Here is a 20,275-nt window from a genome sequence, read left to right as displayed (position 1 = left end):
GGGCGCTGGCCATGCTGGTGGTCTTCGTCCAGGCGACGCGGCTGAGCTACCGCATCGAGGCGCGTTCGCGCCTCGACAGCGATGTGGTCGCCTGCTTCCGTGCCGGCGGACCGGGCTGCCAGAGCCGGATAAACGAGATTCTGCGGAAGGCCGCCGGCCTTTAGGATAGCCGGCGGTTTGGTCCTTCGGCTGGCTATGCCGCCTTGCCGTCCAGCTTGATCACGCCACGCTTGATCTGGTCCTGCTCGATCGACTCGAACAGCGCGCGGAAATTGCCTTCGCCAAAGCCTTCGTCGCCCTTCCTCTGGATGAACTCGAAGAAGATCGGCCCGATGACGGTCTTGGAGAAGATCTGCAGCAGGATCTTGGTCGTGCCGCCGTCGACGACGCCTTCGCCGTCGATGAGGATGCCGTGCTTCTTCATGCGCTCGATCGGCTCGTCGTGGCCGTTCACGCGGTCATGCGACATCTCGTAATAGGTGTCGGGTGGGCCGGGCATGAACTTCAGCCCGTTGGCGGCGAGCTTGTCGGTGGCCTCGTAGATGGCGTCGGTGCCAACCGCGATGTGCTGGATGCCCTCGCCATTGTACTTCTTGAGATACTCGGCGATCTGGCTGGTCTCGTCCTTGGACTCGTTCAGCGGAATGCGGATCTTGCCGCAGGGCGAGGTGATGGCGCGGCTGACCAGGCCGGTGATCTTGCCGTCGATGTCGAAGAAATGGATCTGCTTGAAGCCGAACAGGTCGCGGTAGAAATCCCACCACTTGTCCATGTTGCCGCGATAGACATTGTGGGTGAGGTGGTCGAGGAAATAGAAGCCGACGCCTTCGGGCTTCGGGTCGCGCTCGGCCAGCCATTCGAACTCGGCGTCATAGGCCGAGCCCTTCTCGCCATAGGCCTCGATGAAATAGAGCAGCGAGCCGCCGATGCCGACGATTGCCGGTACGTCCAACGCCTTGTCGGCGCCTTCATAGGGTGTGGCGCCCTTCGACACGGCGTGGTCGAAAGCATGCTTGGCATCGACCACGCGCCAGGCCATCGAGGCGGCGCAGGGGCCGTGCTTTTCGACGAACTTCATCGCGTGCGAGCCGGGCTCGGCATTGACGACGTAGTTGATGTCGCCCTGGCGCCAGACGGTGATGTCCTTGCTGCGATGCTTGGCCACCGCGACATAGCCCATTCGGGTGAAAAGCTCGGCGAGTTTTTCGGGCTCCGAATGCGCGAACTCGACGAATTCGAAACCGTCTGTGCCGGCGGGGTTTTGCTTGTTGATCTTGGCGGGTGGGGCGTCGTGCGGGAAGGGGCCCATGGCAGTCCTCCGAAAGCTGTTGCGACCGTGCTTGGCCAACTTTCACGATGATAGCGCGGAGCGTCCGCACGGTGCTTGCATTCAACCGCTTGAAATGCTCATCATGCGCGCAAATTGTGCATGATTGGAGAAAAATCCATGGATGATGCGCGCCTTGACCAATTTGACCGCAAGATATTGGCGCTTTTGCAGGATGATGCGCGATTCACCAACAACGATCTGGCAGAGCGGGTGAACCTCTCGCCATCGCAATGCTCGCGCCGCCGCCTGCGGCTGGAGGACGATGGCTATATCAAGGGCTACCGCGCCGTGCTCGACCGCGATCGCCTGGGCTTTTCGCTGGTCAACGTCATCTCGGTGACTTTGGCCACCCACAACCGCGACAACGCGCGGCGCTTCGGCGAACTGGTGGCGCGCCTGCCCGAAGTGCAGGAGGCGCACGCGCTGACCGGCGAGATGGATTACATCCTGAAGGTGGTGACGCCCGACCTCAAATCATTGTCCGAGTTCGTCAACGGCGTGCTCCTGCCGCACGAATCGGTACAGCACGTGAAGACGGCGATCGTGCTGGAGACGCTGAAGGAAACCGGCGCGCTGCCGATATAGGAAAGCGGATTTCGCGGATTGGCATCGTGCCAACGCGCTAAGCCTCAGTCTCTCTGCTGCTGGATCAGCCCGTAAAGGTTGGTGCAGCGCGCCCCTGAACGGCAATAGGCGAACACCGGGCCTTCGAGTTCGTCGAGCGCCTGGGCCTGGTCCTCGACATTGTCCATGGTGATCTGGCCGCTGATCACCGGGATATAGCGGAAGCCGAGCCCGGCTGCCTCGGCCGCCGCCTGGACGCTCCCGGCGGAAGGCTGGCCGGGCTGCTCGTCGTCCGGCCGATTGCAGATCACGCTTTTGAAGCCGGCGTCCTTGATGGCGGCAATGTCCTGCGGCTGGATCTGGCCGGAGACTGAATAGTCGTCGCTGATCTGGCGGTATTCCATGGTGTCGTCCTCGCAATCTCTTTGGCCGCAGTCTTGCCACTCCGGGTGAGGGGCGGCAATCCGCGTTGAAGGAATTCCCTGCCAAATAGACATAGCCGGCTGGAAAATCCAACTAGGCCAATTTTGACCCGGTTGGGAACGCGCCTGGATCCGCAGCAGAGCGTGGCATGCCGGGCTATTGGCACAACTCAATCTTCTTGCGCGCCGCATGGATTTGGCGACCCGGCCTTGCCCGGAGTTGGAAGCGACTTTAAACAGGCGCGACCCTCAAACGAAGGAACCTCCAATGAGCATTCGTCGCATCGATGTCGGCCCGCGCATGAGCCAGATCGTCATTCATGGCAACACCGTCTATCTGGCCGGCCAGGTCGGCGAACCCGGCGGCAACGTCGCATCGCAGACCCGCGACATCCTGAAGACCATCGACGAATTGCTGGCCAAGGCCGGCACCGACAAGACCAAGATCGTCCAGGCGATCATCTGGCTGGACGACATGAAGACCTTCGCCGAGATGAACGCGGAATGGGACAAGTGGGTGCCGCAGGGCCACACGCCCGCCCGCGCCACCGGCGAAGCCAAGCTCGCCACCCCGGAATATCTGGTCGAAATTATAGTGACGGCGGCGCTGTAAGGGCGCGGCGCCGGAACTGCCAATCTCCCCCTTGTGGAGAGATGCCCGGCAGGGCAGAGGGGGGCGCTGTCCCGCCACGCCACCGCGATCGTCATCCTCGGGCTTGACCCGAGGATCCATGCCGTGACCTCTGACGTGGGGCGCAATGGTGCAGAATTCTGTAAACGTTGCAAAGCCTTAGCGTCACGGCATGGATTCTAGGTTCTGCGCGCGTCGCTTCGCTCCTTGCTTCGCCCTAGAATGACGACAGCGATGGGCGGGGATCACTCACCCCTGCGACGGCGTGAACCGCGCCACCAGCGTGTGGCTCTCGGCCGGATAGACAAAGCGCACATGCGTCACCGGGTGCTCGGCGCTCCAGGTCCGGCGTTCGACCACCAGGCAGGGCGCGCCCGGGTCGATGTCGAGCGCGTCGGCGATTGTCTCGTCGGCGGCCATGGCGCGGATGCGGTGCTCGGCCTCGCTCCACGGCACGCGGCCGATCAGCCAGGGGCCCGGCGCGATCTCGAGAAATTCCTCCTCGCTGGCTTCGGCCACGGCTGAGAGATTGATCAGCCGCTGCTCGAGCGCGAATGGCCGCTCGCCGGCGAAATGCAGACCTTCCAGCGCCAGCACCTGACCTGATGCGGAAAGCCCGAGCAGCGCGCGGTCCTCGGCGCTGCTGCGCCGCTTGAGGCGTTCCAGCCGCTCATAGCGATAGGGCAGGCCGAGCGCCTCGACCTCGATCCGGATATCGTGCAGTTCCAGCACCGCTGCCTGTGACTGCGGCTGGCGCACGAAGCTGCCGGAGCGGCGGCGGCGCTCGATCAGCCCGGCCTTGGCGAGTTGCGACAGCGCCTTGTTCACCGTCATGCGCGAGCAATTATAGTGAGCCGTCAGCTCATGCTCGAAGGGGATGCGATGGCCCGGCGCCCAGGCGCCCGAGAGGATCTTTTCGCGGATGTCGGACAGGATGCGCTGATGCAGCGAGAGGATCTCGCCGCCCTCGACATCATCCGTTTCGACAACGCTCATCGGATGTTTCCTGTTCAGCTCTGCGAGAGCGCGGTCATGACATCGCGGAACCGCTTGGCAACCGCCTCGCGCCTCGCATGCTTGCCGCCGCTGACCTGCTTTTTGCCATGCACCCAGACGCAATCGACATTGCTGCCATTGGCAAAGATCCAGGCGTCGAGGATCGCGTCGCCCGCCTTGCCGGCCAGCGATGGATGGTTTTGGTCAAGCGAAACGAGATCGGCAGGGCCGCCGGCGGCAATTCGCGACGGGCCGGCGCCAAGCGCCTGGCTGCCGCCGTCGAGCGAAGCGTCGAACAGCGCGCGTCCCGTGGATCCGCCGGCGCGGGCCAGCACATTGCGGGCACGGTGGACGAGGCGCTGCGAATATTCGAGCTGCCTCAACTCGTCCGGCAGACCGATCAGCACATTGGAATCGGAGCCGACGCCGAAGCGGCCGCCATGCTCGATGAACAGCGGCGCGGCAAATGTGCCATCACCGAGATTGGCCTCGGTGATAGGGCAGAGCCCGGCGATGGCGCCGCTTTTGGCCATGGCGATCGTTTCGGTCTCGGTCATATGCGTGGCGTGGATCAGGCACCAGCGTTTGTCCACCGTGGCGTTGGTAAGCAGGAATTCGACCGGACGCTTGCCCGACCAGGTAACGCAGTCCTCGACTTCCTTCACCTGCTCGGCGACATGGATATGGATCGGCCCGTTCGGCGCCATCGCCGCGACGGCATTGAGCTCGTCCGGCGTTGCGGCGCGCAGGCTGTGCGGCGCGACTCCGACGACAGCCTGCTCCAATGGGCGAACGCCCTCGCGAGCTTTCTCAAGCAATCGCCCAAAGCGCTCGACATCATTGATGAATCGCCGCTGGCCTTCGTTTGGTGCGGCGCCGCCGAAGGCTGAATGAGCATAGAAGACCGGCAGCAGCGTCAGCCCGATGCCGGTGTCGGCGGCCGCGGCGGCGATCCGCTCCGCCATCTCCGCGATATTGGCGTAAGGCTGTCCGTCGCGGTCGTGATGCAGGTAATGAAATTCGCCAACGCGCGAGAAGCCGGCCTCCAGCATTTCGACATAAAGCTGTGACGCGACCGCCTCGACCTGGTCCGGCGTCATCGACAGCGCGAAGCGGTACATCACCTCGCGCCAGCTCCAGAAACTGTCGGCCGAAGGGCCGCGCAGTTCGGCAAGACCCGCCATGCCGCGCTGGAAGGCGTGGCTGTGCAGGTTGGGCATGCCGGGCAGGACGATGGCATGACGCTCGTCGCCGGCTTGCGCAAAAGCGCCGGCCTCGACCGTGGAGATGCGGCCGCCGTTGAAAGCGATCCTCACATTGCCCTGCCAACGGCCGGGCAGCAGCGCCTGTTCCGCAAAGATCGCCGTCACCTTTATCTCCGAATCTCGATGCGAGAGCGACATTACCACTTGCGCCGCTTTTCAATATGTATATACATAATCGTCATCCAAGCAAACGGAAAAGATGATGGGTGGAGCAAACGGAAAGAGCGGCCATCGGGTCTGGCGCAATGCGCGCCTGGCGACCATGGCTGAGGGGGCGGCCGGGCTCGGCATCGTCGAGAAAGGCGCGGTCGCCGCGCGTGATGGGCTCATCGTCTATGCCGGCCCTGAGGCCGATATGCCGGCCGCTGCCGGGCAGGGCGCCGAGACCGTCGATTGCCATGGCCGCTGGATCACGCCCGGCCTGATCGACTGTCATACACATCTTGTCTATGCCGGAAACCGCGCCAACGAGTTCGAGATGCGGCTGGCCGGCGCCACGTATGAAGAAGTGGCGCGCGCTGGGGGCGGCATCGTTTCCTCGGTCAAGTCGCTGCGCGCCGCCAGCGAGGACGAACTCGTCGCTGAGACGCTGCCGCGCCTCGACGCGCTGATGGCCGAAGGCGTCACCACCGTCGAGGTGAAATCGGGCTACGGCCTCGACCTCGAGAACGAGAAGAAGTCGCTGCGCGCCGCCCGCCGGCTGGGCAATGAGCGCCCTGTCACGGTCCGCACGACTTGTCTTGCCGCGCACGCGCTGCCGCCCGAAGCCAAGGGCGACAAGGACGCTTTCATCGATCTCGTCTCCGGCACGATCCTGCCGGAAGTCGCCGCCGAAAACCTCGCCGACGCCGTCGACGGTTTTTGCGAGGGCATAGCTTTCTCGCCGGAGCAGATGGCGCGCGTCTTCGACAAGGCCAAGGCGCTTGGCCTGCCTGTAAAACTGCACGCCGACCAGCTTTCCAACCTGCATGGCGCGGCCCTTGCCGCCCGCTATGGCGCGTTGTCGGCCGACCATCTCGAATATACGGACGAGGAGGGAGCCGTGGCGATGGCCAAGGCCGGCACCGTGGCGACGATCCTGCCCGGCGCCTACTACTTCATCCGCGAGACCAAGAAGCCGCCTGTCGACCTGTTCCGCCGGCACGGCGTGAAGATGGCTGTCGCCACCGATTCCAATCCCGGCACCTCGCCGCTCACCTCGCTGCTGCTCACCATGAACATGGCCGCGACACTGTTCGGCATGACTGTCGACGAATGCCTCGCCGGCGTCACCCGCGAGGCCGCGCGTGCTTTGGGCTTGCTTGAAAAGACCGGTACTTTGGAAACCGGCAAATCGGCCGATCTCGCCATCTGGGATATCGAGCGCCCGGCCGAACTCGTCTACCGCATGGGCTTCAATCCGCTCCATGCCCGTATCTGGAGAGGACAATGACCGAACTGACCCTGATGCCCGGCAACGCGACACTTGCCGACTGGCGCGCCATCTATCGCGGCGCCGTGCCGAAGCTTGACGCCGCTTGCCGGCCGAAGATCAAGGCCAGCGCCGAGGCGGTCGCCCGCATCGTCGCCAAGGGCGAGCCCGTCTATGGCATCAACACCGGCTTCGGCAAGCTCGCGAGCGTCCGCATCCCGGCCGACGATCTCGAAACGCTCCAGCGCAACATCGTGCTTTCGCATGCCGCCGGCGTCGGCGAGCCGATGCCCGTCGCCGTTGTGCGGCTGATGATGGCGCTGAAACTCGCCAGCCTGGCCCAGGGCGCCTCCGGCGTGCGGCCTCAGACCATCGAATTGCTGGAAGCCATGCTCGCCAACGACGTCATCCCCGTCGTGCCCGCGCAAGGCTCGGTCGGCGCGTCCGGCGACCTCGCGCCGCTTTCCCACATGACGGCCGTCATGATCGGCGTCGGCGAATGTTTCACGCCGCATGGCCGTTTCCCGGCCAAGGTCGCCTTCGTCTCGCATGGGCTGGAGCCGGTGACATTAGGCGCCAAGGAAGGCCTGGCGCTGCTCAACGGTACCCAGTTCTCGACCGCCTATGCTTTGGCTAGCCTGTTCGAGGCCGAGGTTCTCTATCAGTCGGCGCTGGTCGCCGGCGCGCTGTCGACCGATGCGGCACGAGGCTCCGACGCGCCTTTCGATCCGCGCATCCATCTTTTGAGAAAGCATCGCGGCCAGATCGAAACGGCGGACGCGTTGCGCAATCTGATGGCCGGCAGCGCCATCCGTGAATCGCACCGCGTCGGCGACGAGCGCGTGCAGGACCCGTACTGCCTGCGCTGCCAGCCGCAGGTGATGGGCGCCGCGCTCGACGTGCTGCGCAAGGCCGCCGACACGCTTGAGACCGAAGCCAATGGCGTCACCGACAATCCGCTGATCTTCGCTGAGGACGACACCGCGCTTTCGGGCGGCAACTTCCACGCCGAGCCGGTGGCCTTTGCCGCCGACATGATCGCGCTTGCCGTCTGTGAAATCGGCTCGTTGTCGGAGCGGCGCATCGCCATGCTGGTCGATCCGGCGCTGTCCGGCATGCCGGCCTTCCTGACGCCCAAGCCCGGCCTGAACTCGGGTTTCATGATCCCGCAGGTGACGGCCGCGGCGCTTGTCTCGGAAAACAAACAGAAGGCCTATCCGGCAAGCGTCGATTCGATCCCGACCTCGGCCAACCAGGAAGACCATGTCTCGATGGCCGCGCACGGCGCGCGCCGGCTGCTCGGCATGATCGAGAACGCCACCGCCGTCATCGGCATCGAGCTGCTGGCCGCGGCGCAAGGTTGCGACTTCCATCAGCCGCTTGCGTCCAGCGAAGCGCTGGAAGCGGTGCGCAAGCTGGTCCGGGCCGAGGTGCCGCATCTCGACAATGACCGGCATTTCCATCCCGACATGGAAAAGGCCATCGCCATGGTGCGCAGCGGCGCCGCCGTGAAGGCGGCGAGCGCTGTCGCGCTGCCTTCGATTGCGGGAGCCGCATGATGGCGACGCCGTCCTGGCTCACCGTCACTCAAGGCACCGCGCCGCTGTTGGTCTCGATCCCGCACACCGGCATCGATCTTGCCGGCCTCGACAACCGGCTGGTCTCGACGTGGCTCGGCCAACGCGACTGCGATTGGTGGATCGACAAGCTCTATGATTTTGCGATCGATCTCGGCGCGACCGTCGTGCACACCGCGATCTCGCGCACCGTCATCGACGTCAACCGCGATCCGTCGGGCGTTTCGCTCTATCCCGGGCAGGCGACGACCACCCTTTGCCCCACGAATACCTTCGATGGCGATCCGCTCTACCGCATGGGCGAGGAGCCGACGCCGTCCGAGATCGACCAGCGCCGCGAGGCTTATTTCAAGCCTTATCACGCCGCCCTGCAGGCCGAGATCGATCGGCTGCGCGGCATGCACGACAAGATCGTGCTCTACGACTGCCATTCGATCCGCTCGGTGCTGCCGCGGCTGTTCGAAGGCACGCTGCCGGTCTTCAACCTCGGCACCAATGACGGCAAGAGCACCGATCCTGTGCTGCAGCAAAAGGTTGCCGCCATCCTCGCCGCGACCGGCGAGACCTGGGTTGTCAACGGCCGCTTCAAGGGCGGCTGGATCACCAGAAGCTTCGGCCGGCCCGAAAATGGCGTGCACGCGCTGCAGATGGAGCTCTCCAACCGCGGTTACATGCGTGAGCCGTCAGAAAGGGGTTCGCCGGAAAATTGGCCGGTGCCTTACGACGCCACCTACGCAGCGCCGATCCGCGCCACGCTGAAAACTATCCTCGAAACCGCCATTGAATGGGCCGGGCGCTGACGCGCCGCCTTACTCGAAAGGGACAATGATGAACGATCCCCGCCACAACATCCGCGAAGTGCGCAGCCCCCGCGGCGACAAGCTCAACGCCCGCTACTGGACGACCGAGGCGCCGCTGCGCATGCTGATGAACAACCTCGACCCGGAGGTCGCCGAGAATCCGAACGAGCTCGTCGTCTATGGCGGCATCGGCCGGGCGGCGCGCACCTGGAACGACTTTGACCGCATCGTCGCGTCGCTGAAGACGCTGGGCGAGGACGAGACGCTGCTGGTGCAGTCCGGCAAGCCGGTCGGCGTCTTCAAGACCCATTCCAATGCGCCGCGCGTGCTCATCGCCAACTCCAACATCGTGCCGCATTGGGCAACCTGGGAGAAGTTCAACGAGCTCGATAGGAAGGGCCTGATGATGTACGGCCAGATGACGGCCGGCTCCTGGATCTATATCGGCACGCAAGGCATCGTTCAGGGCACCTACGAAACCTTCGTCGAGGCCGGCCGCCAGCACTACAACGGCAACCTCAAGGGCAAGTGGATCCTGACCGGCGGCCTTGGCGGCATGGGCGGCGCCCAGCCTCTGGCCGCCGTCATGGCCGGCGCCTCCTGCCTTGCCATCGAATGCAACCCCGACTCGATCGATTTCCGCCTGCGCACCCGCTATCTCGACGAGAAGGCCGAGACGCTCGACGAGGCGATGGAAATGATCGACCGCTGGACCAAGGCCGGTGAGGCGAAGTCGGTCGGGCTGCTCGGCAACGCCGCCGAGATCGTGCCGGAAATGTTCAGGCGCGGCATCCGTCCCGATATGGTCACCGACCAGACCTCGGCGCACGACCCCATCAACGGCTATCTGCCCAAGGGCTGGACCATGGCCGAATGGCGCGAGAAGCGCGTCAGCGATCCGAAGGCTGTCGAGAAGGCCGCCCGCGCGTCAATGCGCGAGCATGTCGAGGCGATGGTGGCGTTCTGGAACGCCGGCGTGCCGACGCTCGACTACGGCAACAACATCCGCCAGGTCGCCAAGGACGAGGGTTTCGAGAACGCCTTCGCTTTCCCGGGCTTCGTGCCGGCCTATATCCGCCCGCTGTTCTGCCGCGGCATCGGTCCGTTCCGCTGGGCGGCACTCTCCGGCGATCCGGAAGACATCTACAAGACCGACGCCAAGGTGCGTGAGCTCACCCCCGGCAACACCCATCTGCACAACTGGCTGGACATGGCGCGCGAGCGCATCTCCTTCCAGGGCCTGCCGGCGCGCATCTGCTGGGTCGGCCTTGGCGACCGCCACCGGCTCGGCCTCGCCTTCAACGAGATGGTGGCCAAGGGCGAGCTCAAGGCGCCGGTCGTCATCGGCCGCGACCATCTCGATTCCGGCTCGGTCGCCTCGCCGAACCGCGAGACCGAAGCGATGAAGGACGGCTCGGACGCCGTTTCCGACTGGCCGCTGCTCAACGCGCTGCTCAACACCGCGTCGGGCGCCACCTGGGTGTCGCTGCACCATGGCGGCGGCGTCGGCATGGGCTTCTCGCAGCATGCCGGCATGGTGATCGTCGCCGACGGCACGGCGGATGCCGCCAAGCGCTTGGAGCGCGTGCTGTGGAACGACCCGGCGACCGGCGTCATGCGTCATGCCGATGCCGGCTACGACATCGCCATTGAGTGCGCCAAGGAGCACCAGCTCAACCTGCCGGGCATCCTGGGCTAGAGCATGATGCCGAAAAGTGTGAAGCGGTTTTCGGACAACATTATGCTCCCAACCAAAAAGACAGAGCCGGATGATTTCAGGTCGAATCGACTTGAAATCGTCCGGGGCTAGGCCGATGCGCATCCTTCGTGCCGCCGATTACCGCGTCATGCCGTGGAAGAATCGCGGCGGCACGACGATCGAAATCGCCGTTTCCCCGGCCGACGCCGGGCTCGAGGATTTCGACTGGCGCATCTCCATGGCCCGCGTCGAGACCAGCGGGCCGTTCTCCAGCTTCGCCGGCATTGACCGCACATTGTCGGTGCTGGAGGGCGAGGGGGTTATCCTCGACATCGCCGGCCAGCCGCCGGCGCGGCTGACCACGGCTTCAGTGCCGCTCGCCTTTCCGGGCGATGTGCCGACCGGGGCAGCGCTGATTGGCGGTCCGATTACCGATCTCAACGTCATGACCCGGCGTGGTCGCATGGCCCACAAGGTCGAGTGTCGGCCGCTTGCCAGTGAGATTCGCATCACGCCGCGCGCCGACACGACGCTGGTTCTGGCCGTCGGCGGAAGCTTCACGCTCTTCACGGGCGATGCGCCGAGCCTGGGACCGCTCGACACGCTGATCCTCGACCGCGACAGCCCGGAATTGCGGCTTCAACCCAAGGGGCAGGGCCGGCTTTTCGTGATCGAGCTCCATCGCCTCGCCGCCAACCATTAACGGCTGTTGCCAAACATGATCGCGGCTTGGGTGAATTATCGCCCGGCCCCTTGCATGTATCACGAAAAAGCCTGAATTCTTGCCCTGATCCAACCGGGGCGGAGAGCGAGGGGCGTTCGCCCACGAGCTGTCGAAAGGGCACGCCCTGTTGTGGTGCGCAAGACAAACTTTCGGCCAACCAGTCATGCAACCAATTGCAATTGAACCGGTTTTAGGGGCATTGCCGTGGCGGTGACGCCGCATTGCGCCCCCGCTTACGGAATTTTCAATGAACATTCAGACGAACCCGAACAAGATCGAACAGACAAGCGCCGGCTTCCCGGTGGTGACGGAAGCGCCGATACGCTCCAATTTCCTGCCCGAGGACCGGCTGCGCGCCTTGGGCGTTGCGCTCGCCAAGGGCGAAGTCAAGGAATTGTTCGGGCTCGCTCCGTTCGAGTTCCAGGCCCGCATCCGCGACAGCGCCAAGAAAATCCTCGAAGTCTACCGCTCGACCAACGCCGCCCAGGCCAAGGGCGAGACCATCACGCCGGCCGCGCAATGGCTGCTCGACAACAACTACCTGGTCGAAGAGACCATCTTCCAGGTCAAGCGCGACCTGCCGCGCCGCTTCTATCGCCAACTGCCGACGCTGACACTCGGCGACGGCACGGTGCTGCCGCGCGCCTTCGTCGTTGCCTGGGGCTATGTCGAGCATTCCGACAGCTCCGTCTCGGCCAATATGTTCAAGGCGATCGTCGAGGGCTTCCAGTCGGTCGAGCCGATGAAGATCGGCGAGCTCTGGGCGCTGCCCTCGCTGCTGCGCTTCGTGCTGATCGAGAACCTGCGTCGCATCGCCGTGCGCGTCGATCGCACCAGGCAGATGCGCCACATCGCCAACGAGGTCGCCGACCGCGTTCTGGCGACCGACGACAATGCCGACCGCACGAGGATCCTGTCCAACTACGGCACGCATGCGCAGGACACCACCTTCGCCACCCAACTGCTCTATCGCTTGCGCGACGGGTCGCAGAACGCCGGGCGCGCGCTGGAATGGCTGGAAGGCGAGCTCGAAAAAACCGGCTCCGACGCCGAGGAGATCATCATCTCCGAGCATCAGACGCTCTCCAGCGGCAACGTCACGACCGGCAACATCATCCGCGGCCTGCGCCTCATCAACGACGTCGACTGGACGGTCTGGTTCGAGGGCGTCAGCCGCATCGACACGCTGCTGCGCCAGAAGACCGATTTCGCCGACCTCGACTTCTTCTCGCGCGACCAGTACCGTACCGCGATCGAGCAGCTGGCGCGCCGCTCGGATCTGTCCGAATACCGGGTGGCAGAAAAGGCGATCGAGCTTGCCGGCCACACGCCCGGCGTCACCGACGCGTCCGGCGTGCCCGAAACCGCCGACCCCGACGTGCATACCGACGTCGGCTTCTTCCTGGTTGGCCCGCGCCGCCAGGAACTGGAAAAGGCGATCGGCTACCGGCCGCCTTTCTATGTGACCTTCAAGCGCGGCTTTGCCAGCGCCGGCTGGCTGGGCATCGTCGTACCGGTCTTCCTTTTGACGGCGCTGCTGCTCGTGCTGTCGGGCAGGGCGCTCGCCAATCTCGGCCTGTCGGTGGAATCGATCACGCTGATGCTGGCGCTGTTCGCGGTGCCGGCAAGCGAAGGCGCTCTAGCCTTCTTCAACACCGTGGTGGCACTGTTCCTGAAACCGACCAGGCTTGTCGGCTACGACTACAACAAGCACGGCATCCCGACTGAATCGCGCACTCTGGTCGTGGTGCCTTCGCTGATCGGGTCGCGCGACGACGTCGAGGAAAATATCCGCAACATCGAGGTGCATCACCTCGCCAACACGGCCGAGGAGATCCACTTCGCGCTGTTGTCCGACTGGCCGGATTCCAAGACCGAGATCGACGCCGCCGATATCGAGATCCTGCAATATGCCCGCGACGAGATCGCCAGGCTGAACGCCCGCTATCCGTCGGAAGGCTCGCCGCGCTTCTATCTCCTGCATCGCCGCCGGCTCTACAATCAGGCGCAGGGATGCTGGATGGGCTGGGAGCGCAAGCGCGGCAAGCTGCATGAACTGAACCTCCTGCTGCGCGGCGACAGCGACACCACCTTCCTGCCGCTCAACGTGCCGCTGCCGGAGAATGTCGTCTATGTGATGACGCTCGACGCCGACACGCGCACCACGCGCGATGCGGTTTCGGACCTGGTCGGCAAGCTTGCCCACCCGCTCAACCGCCCACATTTCGATCCGGTCAAGCGCGTTGTCACCGCCGGCTACACCATCCTGCAGCCGCGCATCACCGCCTCGCTCACCAGCGGCGACGACGCCTCCTTCTTCCAGCGCGTCTTCTCGGCCAATCGCGGTCTCGACCCTTATGTGTTCGCCGTTTCCGACGTCTATCAGGACGTCTTCGGCGACGGTTCCTTCACCGGCAAGGGTCTCTACCATGTCGACGCCTTCGAGGCGGCGCTGAAGAACCGCATCGACGAAAACACCATCCTCAGCCACGATCTGCTCGAAGGCGCGCTCGCGCGGGCCGCGCTGGTGACGGATGTCGAACTGGTCGAGGACTATCCGACACGCTACTCGGTCGACGCCTCGCGCCACCATCGCTGGGCGCGCGGCGACTGGCAACTGCTCGGCTACATCTTCGACCCGCGCTCCGGCGTGCCTGCGCTGTCGCGCTGGAAGATGGTCGATAATCTGCGCCGCTCGGTCACCCCGATCTTCTGGGTGATGGCCTGTATCGCCGGCTGGACGCTGCTGCCCTTCACCCAGGCGGCGCAGTGGCAGGCCCTTCTGATCCTCAGCCTGTTCATGGCGCCGACCTTCGACATCGTGAACGGCATCCTGCCGAAGAGCGGCGACCAGACGCCGCGTGGCCATTTCTCCGCCTTGGCGCGCGACACCGTGTTCGGCACCGCGCTTGTGGCGCTCAAAGTGCTGTTGATGGCGCATCTCGCCTGGATGATGGGCGATGCCATCGTCCGCACCATCTACCGGCTCTTTGTCAGCCGTCAGAACCTGCTCGAATGGCGCACCGCCTCGCAGGCCGCCAAGAACAGCGGCAGCGATCTCGGCGCCTATTATGGCATGATGTACGGCGCGGTGATCATCGGCGTCGTCGGCCTCGCGATTCCGGTGCTGGCCGATTCCACCGGCGCGTTCGTCGCTTTCTTCTTCGCCATCTTCTGGATCGCTTCGCCGGCCGTCGCCTGCTGGATCAGCCGCTCGGCCGAAACCGAGGACAGGCTGCGCATCTCGAGCGCCGACATCCACGCGCTGCGCACCTTCGCGCGCCGCACCTGGCATTATTTCGAGACCTTCGTGACGGCCGAGCAGCATCATCTGCCGCCGGACAATTTCCAGGAAAGCCCGGCGCCGGTGGTGGCGCCGCGCACCTCGCCGACCAATATCGGCGTCTATCTGCTTTCGGTGGTGTCAGCGCGCGATTTCGGCTGGATCAGCCTGTCGGACGCCATCACCCGCATCGACGCCACGATGACGACCATCGAGAACATGCCGCGCGATCGCGGCCATCTCTACAACTGGTATGACACGACGACGCTGAAGCCGCTCTATCCGCTCTACATCTCCGCTGTCGACAGCGGCAATCTCGCTGGACATCTGGTTGCGGTGGCCGCCTCCTGCGCCGAATGGGCCGAAGCGCCGTCGGTGCACCTGCAGGGCGATTTCGAAGGCATCATCGACACCGTCACCATTCTCGACGAAAGCCTGGACGAGCTGCCGGACGACCGTCGGCAACTGCGGCCGCTGCGCCAGCGCCTGGCCGACCGTCTCGACGGGATGCGTCGCGCGGTTGCGACCATCAAGGCACAGCCTGAGATGGCGTCGATCCGCACTATCAACCTTGCCGTGCTGGCTGGCGAGATCCGCAAGCTCGCCACCGCCATCCACACCGAGGCGGCCTCGCCGAAAAGCGATGTCATCGCCGACTGGGCGGAGCGGCTGGAAGCGACCTGCGAGGCGCATGTGCACGATTCGCACAATGACGAGAGCGCGGTCGCCGCTCTGCGCGCCAAGCTGCTTGCGCTGCGCGAGCGCTGCCGCCGCTATGCCTTCGAGATGGATTTCTCCTTCCTGATGCGCCAGGAGCGCAAGCTGCTCTCGATCGGCTACCGGGTCGAGGACCGCCAGCTCGACGAGAGCTGCTACGACCTGCTTGCCTCGGAAGCGCGGCTCACCAGCCTGTTCGCCATCGCCAAGGGCGACCTGCCGACCGAGCATTGGTTCCGTCTCGGACGGCCGATCGTCGAGATCGGCTTCCAGGGCGCGTTGATGTCCTGGTCGGGCTCGATGTTCGAGTATCTGATGCCGCCGCTGGTGATGAAGGAGCCGCAGGGCTCGATCCTCAACCAGACCAGCAAGCTCATCATCAAGCGCCAGATCCAGTATGCGCGTTCCAAGAACGTGCCCTGGGGCATTTCGGAAGCGGCCTACAATGCCCGCGACCGCGAGCTCACCTACCAGTACACCAATTTCGGCGTGCCCGGGCTCGGCCTGAAGCGCGGCCTTGGCCAGAACACCGTGATCGCGCCCTATGCGACGATCCTGGCCGCCCAGTTCAGTCCGCGCGAGGCGGTGCAGAACCTGCAGCGGCTGCGCTCGATCGGCGCGCTTGGCCGCCACGGCTTCTACGACGCGGTCGATTTCACACCGCAGCGCGTGCCTGAAGGCACCGACCACGCCGTGGTGCAGAACTACATGGCGCACCATTCCGGCATGTCGATCGCCGCGGTAGCCGACGCCATTTTCGAGGGCCGGCTGCGCGAGCGTTTCCACAGCGATCCGGTGATCGAGTCGGCCGAGCTTCTGTTGCAGGAGAAGGCGCCGCGCGACATTCCGACCGCAACCGTCAGGACAGAAGCGGACGAGCGATCCAAGGACGAAACCGAGACCGAGAGCCCCGATAGCCGCGTCATCCTCGATCCGATCAAGGCGCTGCGCGCGACCAACGTCATGTCCAACGGCCGCTATTCGGTCATGGTCACCGCGACGGGCTCCGGCTACAGCCGCTTCGGCGAGCTTGCCGTCACCCGCTGGCAGCCGGATCCGAGCGAGGACCGCCTCGGCTCCTACATCTTCCTGCGCGACACCGCGACGGGTGACTGGTGGTCGGCCACGGCGGAACCGAAGCGCGCCGAGGGCGAACGCGTCCAGACGCTGTTCGGCGACGACAAGGCGAGCTTCACCAAGACATTGGGCTCGCTGCGTTCCGAAGTCGAATGCATCGTCATTTCCGAAGGCAATGGCGAAGGCCGCCGCATCACCCTCTACAATGACGGCGCTGCCGACCGGCATATCGAGGTGACCTCCTTCGCCGAGCTGGTGCTCGGCAACGAAGCCTCTGACAACGCGCATCCGGCGTTCTCCAAGATGTTCGTCGAGACCGAGATCGCGCCGAACAACGGGGCGATCTTCGCCACGCGGCGCAAGCGCGACAAGAACGACCCCGACCTCACCATGGTGCATTTCGTCACCGACCCGTCGGGCCCGTCGCGCGATGCCGAGGCCGAGACCGACCGGCGCGCCTTCATCGGCCGTGGCCGCACCATCGCCGATGCCGTCGCCTTCGACCCCGGCGTCAGGCTTTCGGGCAGCCAGGGCTTCACGCTCGACCCGGTGGCAGCACTTCGCCGCCAGGTGCGCGTGCCGGCCAACAAGAAGATCTCGCTGACCTTCTGGACCGCCGTCGGCGCCAATCGCGCCGAGCTCGACGAGGCGATCGCCCGCCTCGACCACCAGGAGAGCTTCGCCCGCCAGGCCATGCTGGCCTGGACGCGGAGCCAGGTGCAGACGCGCCATCTGGGCCTCAGCCTCACCGACGCCGCCAATGTGCAGAAGCTGGCGCGCTACCTGATCTATCCCGATCCGTTCCTGCGCCTGCCGGCGGAATCCATCGCGTCGGGCCTCGGCCGCCAGTCGAGCCTGTGGCCGACCAGCATCTCCGGCGATTTCCCGATCTTCCTGGTGCGCATCGGCGACGTCGCCGATCTCGAGATCGTCGCCCAGGCGCTCCGTTTCCAGGAATATATGCGGGCGCGGGGCATGATGATCGACTTCGTCGTCGTCAACGAGCAGGCCTCGTCCTATGTGCAGGACCTGCAGCGCGCGGTGGAGACGCTGTGCGAGAACAGCCGCCTGCGCGGCCGCGAGCTCGGGCCGCGCCAGCACATCTTCGCGGTGCGCCGCGACCTGATGGATGAGCCGACCTACAAGACCTTGCTGTCGGTGGCGCGCGTCGTGCTGCACACGCGCAACGGCACGATCTTCGACCAGCTCGAACGCGCCGAGACCGCGGCCCTGCAGGCCCGCGATGCCTTGCTTCAGGCCGAGGGCGGCTCGCCGCGCGAACCTGTTCCGCCGCTGCCTTTGCCGGTGCCGGCAAGCCATGGTGGAAGTGATGTCGCCGCCGACGGCAGCGGTCTCAGCCTGTGGAACGGCTTTGGCGGCTTCGACGGTGACGGCCGCCACTATGTGACGCGGCTGACCGGACGGCGTTCGACGCCGCAGCCCTGGATCAACGTCATCTCCAACGCTGCCTTCGGCTTCCACGTCTCGGCCGAAGGCGCCGGCTTCACCTGGAGCCGCAACAGCCGCGACTACCAGCTGACGCCGTGGTCGAACGACCCGGTGTCCAACCGGCCGGGCGAGGGCTTCTATGTCTTCGACCACGCCAGCGGCAAGGCGTTCTCGCCGATGGCCGCGACGGTCCGCGATCCGTCGATGACCTATGAGACCTGGCACGGCCAGGGCTTTTCCACCTTCCGCTCGAAGCGCGGGCCTCTGTCGATGGACCTGACGCAGGTGGTCGATCCCGTCGATCCGGTGAAGATCACCCGGCTGCGCATCCAGAATTCGGGCTCCGTGCCGGCGCGCCTGCGTGTCTATGCCTATGCCGAATGGGTGCTGGGCGGCCACCGCTCGCGCACCGCGGCGACCATCGTGCCGACGCGGGACGCGGCGACAGGCGCGCTTCTGGCGCAAAACCCCTATGGCCTCGACTTCGGCGAGCGTGTCGCCTTCCTGGGGGCCAGCCATCCAATCCATTCGGTGACCGCCGACCGCTCCGAATTCGTCGGCAGGCACGGCACGACGGAGTATCCGCAAGCCGTGCTCGGCGGGCTTGCGCTTTCGGGGCGCATCGAAGCGGGCGACGACCCTTGCGCGGTTGTCGCCAGCGACATCGACATTCCGGCAGGTGGCGACGTGACGCTAATCTGGCTGCTTGGCGACGCGGCCACGCCCGCCGAGGCAAGCGCCCTGGTGCAGACCCATCGAGGCAAGGATTTCGACCAGCGCCTGGCCGACAATGAAAAGGCCTGGCGCGGCTTCCTCGACACCATCCAGGTCGAGACGCCCGACGAGGCGATGAACGCCATGGTCAACCATTGGTTGCCCTATCAGGCCGTTGCCTGCCGCATCCGCGCTCGCTCGGCCTTCTACCAGGCGAGCGGCGCTTTCGGCTTCCGTGATCAGTTGCAGGACACGCTCTCCCTTCTGGCGCACGACCCGAAGCTGGCGCGTGACCAGATCCTCAATGCCGCGCGCCGGCAGTTCCCGGAAGGCGACGTGCAGCACTGGTGGTTGCCGCGCACCGATGCCGGCGTGCGCACCATGATCTCGGACGACGTCGTCTGGCTGGCGCATGCGACGGCCCGCTACATCGAGGTGACCGGCGACGCCGCCATCCTCAAGGAGCAGTTGCCCTTCATCGACGGGCAGCAGCTCGGCGAGGACGAGCATGACGCCTTCTTCACGCCCGAGATCACCAAGAACACCGCGCCGCTCTATGACCATTGCGCGCGGGCGCTCGATCTGGCGATCAAGCGCAGCAGTCCTGCCGGCCTGCCGCTCATCCTCGGCGGCGACTGGAACGACGGCATGAACCGTGTCGGCGAGGGCGGCAAGGGCGAGAGCGTGTGGCTTGGCTGGTTCCTGCTGAAGACGCTCACCGACTTCGCGCCTGTCGCCAAGGGACAGGGCGACGCCAAGCGGGCGCAGGCGTGGCTGAAGCACGCGGACGCGCTGAAGCGGGCCCTGGAAAGCACCGCCTGGGACGGCCAGTGGTACCGGCGCGGCAGCTTCGACGACGGCACGCCGCTCGGCTCGCACAATTCGCACGAGTGCAAGATCGATTCCATCGCCCAGTCCTGGAGCGTGCTGTCGGGCGAGGGCGATCCCGCGCGCTCGACGACGGCCATGGAACAGGCGACCGAGATGCTGGTCGACGATGATCTCAAGATCGTCAAGCTGTTCACGCCGCCCTTCTCGAAAAGCGAGAAAGACCCCGGCTACATCAAGAGCTACCCGCCAGGCGTGCGCGAGAATGGCGGCCAGTACACCCATGCCGCCACCTGGTTCGTGATCGCGCTGGCCGAAATGGGGCGCACCGACGAGGCCTACCGCTGCTTCTCGATGCTGAACCCGGTCAATCATGCTGCTGACGAGGCAGCGGCCGAACACTACCGCGTCGAGCCCTATGTCGTGGCCGCCGACATCTATGCCGGCGAAGGCAAGGGCGGCCGTGGCGGCTGGACCTGGTATACGGGGTCGGCCGGCTGGCTTTACCGCGCCGCGGTGGAAGGCATCCTCGGCATCGAGCGGCGCGGCAAGGAGATCACGTTTAGGCCGAAGCTGCCCGCGCACTGGGACGGCTACGCCGCGACGCTCAAGATGTTCGACGGCGAAATCAAGCTTCGCGTCATCCGCGACAAAAAGACCAAGTCGATCTCGCTAGAAGTCGACGGTTCGAAGAAAAAATCGGCCTCTTTTGAGCCGAAGGCCGGCGGCAAGGCCGCGGTCGTCGTCAGGATACCAGCGTAAAATCAAAGGCTTGGCCTATCGGCCGC

The 20,275-nt window shown here is 65.1% G+C and carries 13 protein-coding genes; 9 read left to right on the top strand and 4 right to left on the bottom strand.

Annotated elements, in window-relative coordinates; genetic code table 11:
* The first annotated feature begins 11 nt into the window (after positions 1 to 11).
* Positions 12 to 164 carry a BrnA antitoxin family protein gene (locus FJ417_RS33495; RefSeq protein ID WP_348639928.1) on the top strand — a complete coding sequence of 51 codons (153 nt, stop codon included), beginning with the start codon at positions 12 to 14 and terminating at the stop codon, positions 162 to 164.
* 29 nt (positions 165 to 193) lie between these two features.
* Here the strand turns inward: FJ417_RS33495 and hppD are convergent, their stop codons facing one another.
* Positions 194 to 1,309 carry a 4-hydroxyphenylpyruvate dioxygenase gene (gene hppD, locus FJ417_RS11395; RefSeq protein ID WP_140783475.1) on the bottom strand — a complete coding sequence of 372 codons (1,116 nt, stop codon included), beginning with the start codon at positions 1,307 to 1,309 and terminating at the stop codon, positions 194 to 196.
* 138 nt (positions 1,310 to 1,447) lie between these two features.
* On the opposite strand from hppD, the gene FJ417_RS11390 reads away from it, so the two are divergent.
* Positions 1,448 to 1,915, top strand: a complete 468-nt coding sequence (locus FJ417_RS11390) for an Lrp/AsnC family transcriptional regulator (protein ID WP_140656389.1) — start codon at positions 1,448 to 1,450, stop codon at positions 1,913 to 1,915.
* Positions 1,916 to 1,959: 44 nt separating this feature from the next.
* Here the strand turns inward: FJ417_RS11390 and FJ417_RS11385 are convergent, their stop codons facing one another.
* Positions 1,960 to 2,298, bottom strand: a complete 339-nt coding sequence (locus FJ417_RS11385; protein WP_140704126.1) for a TIGR01244 family sulfur transferase — start codon at positions 2,296 to 2,298, stop codon at positions 1,960 to 1,962.
* A 286-nt stretch (positions 2,299 to 2,584) separates the two neighbouring features.
* Here FJ417_RS11385 and FJ417_RS11380 point away from each other — a divergent pair, with 286 nt between their 5' ends.
* A complete protein-coding gene (locus FJ417_RS11380) occupies positions 2,585 to 2,929 on the top strand; it encodes a RidA family protein (RefSeq protein WP_112098006.1) in 345 nt (114 codons plus the stop codon).
* A 267-nt stretch (positions 2,930 to 3,196) separates the two neighbouring features.
* On the opposite strand, the gene hutC is transcribed toward FJ417_RS11380, so the two are convergent.
* Positions 3,197 to 3,943 carry a histidine utilization repressor gene (gene hutC / locus FJ417_RS11375; RefSeq protein WP_140783474.1) on the bottom strand — a complete coding sequence of 249 codons (747 nt, stop codon included), beginning with the start codon at positions 3,941 to 3,943 and terminating at the stop codon, positions 3,197 to 3,199.
* Positions 3,944 to 3,957: 14 nt separating this feature from the next.
* A complete protein-coding gene (locus FJ417_RS11370) occupies positions 3,958 to 5,313 on the bottom strand; it encodes a formimidoylglutamate deiminase (protein ID WP_140783473.1) in 1,356 nt (451 codons plus the stop codon).
* Positions 5,314 to 5,410: 97 nt separating this feature from the next.
* Between FJ417_RS11370 and hutI the strand changes: the two genes are divergently transcribed.
* The 6 genes from hutI to FJ417_RS11340 all read left to right on the top strand — a co-directional run bounded on the left by hutI (position 5,411) and on the right by FJ417_RS11340 (position 20,249).
* Positions 5,411 to 6,640 (top strand): imidazolonepropionase, encoded by a 1,230-nt coding sequence (hutI, locus tag FJ417_RS11365; RefSeq protein ID WP_181183200.1) that lies wholly within the window; start codon positions 5,411 to 5,413, stop codon positions 6,638 to 6,640.
* Complete coding sequence (hutH, locus tag FJ417_RS11360) at positions 6,637 to 8,178, top strand: histidine ammonia-lyase (protein WP_140783471.1); 1,542 nt, start codon at positions 6,637 to 6,639, stop codon at positions 8,176 to 8,178. Before hutI ends, hutH begins: the two co-directional genes overlap by 4 nt.
* The gene (hutG, locus tag FJ417_RS11355; protein ID WP_140783470.1) at positions 8,178 to 8,996 is read left to right on the top strand and encodes an N-formylglutamate deformylase; all 819 of its coding nucleotides are present in this window, start codon (positions 8,178 to 8,180) and stop codon (positions 8,994 to 8,996) included. Before hutH ends, hutG begins: the two co-directional genes overlap by 1 nt.
* Before the next feature lie 25 nt (positions 8,997 to 9,021).
* On the top strand, positions 9,022 to 10,695 hold the full coding sequence (gene hutU, locus FJ417_RS11350; RefSeq protein WP_181166972.1) for a urocanate hydratase: 1,674 nt from the start codon (positions 9,022 to 9,024) through the stop codon (positions 10,693 to 10,695).
* A gap of 115 nt (positions 10,696 to 10,810) precedes the next feature.
* Positions 10,811 to 11,398, top strand: a complete 588-nt coding sequence (locus FJ417_RS11345; RefSeq protein WP_140783469.1) for a HutD family protein — start codon at positions 10,811 to 10,813, stop codon at positions 11,396 to 11,398.
* A gap of 268 nt (positions 11,399 to 11,666) precedes the next feature.
* Positions 11,667 to 20,249, top strand: coding sequence for a glucoamylase family protein (locus FJ417_RS11340; protein WP_140783468.1), 8,583 nt, complete (start codon positions 11,667 to 11,669; stop codon positions 20,247 to 20,249).
* The last annotated feature ends 26 nt before the right edge of the window (positions 20,250 to 20,275 follow it).

This window comes from Mesorhizobium sp. B3-1-7 (assembly GCF_006439385.1).
Classification (GTDB): Bacteria; Pseudomonadota; Alphaproteobacteria; order Rhizobiales; family Rhizobiaceae; genus Mesorhizobium.
Note: the sequence above shows the minus strand (reverse complement) of the source record. Positions and strands in the feature narration are given on the sequence as shown.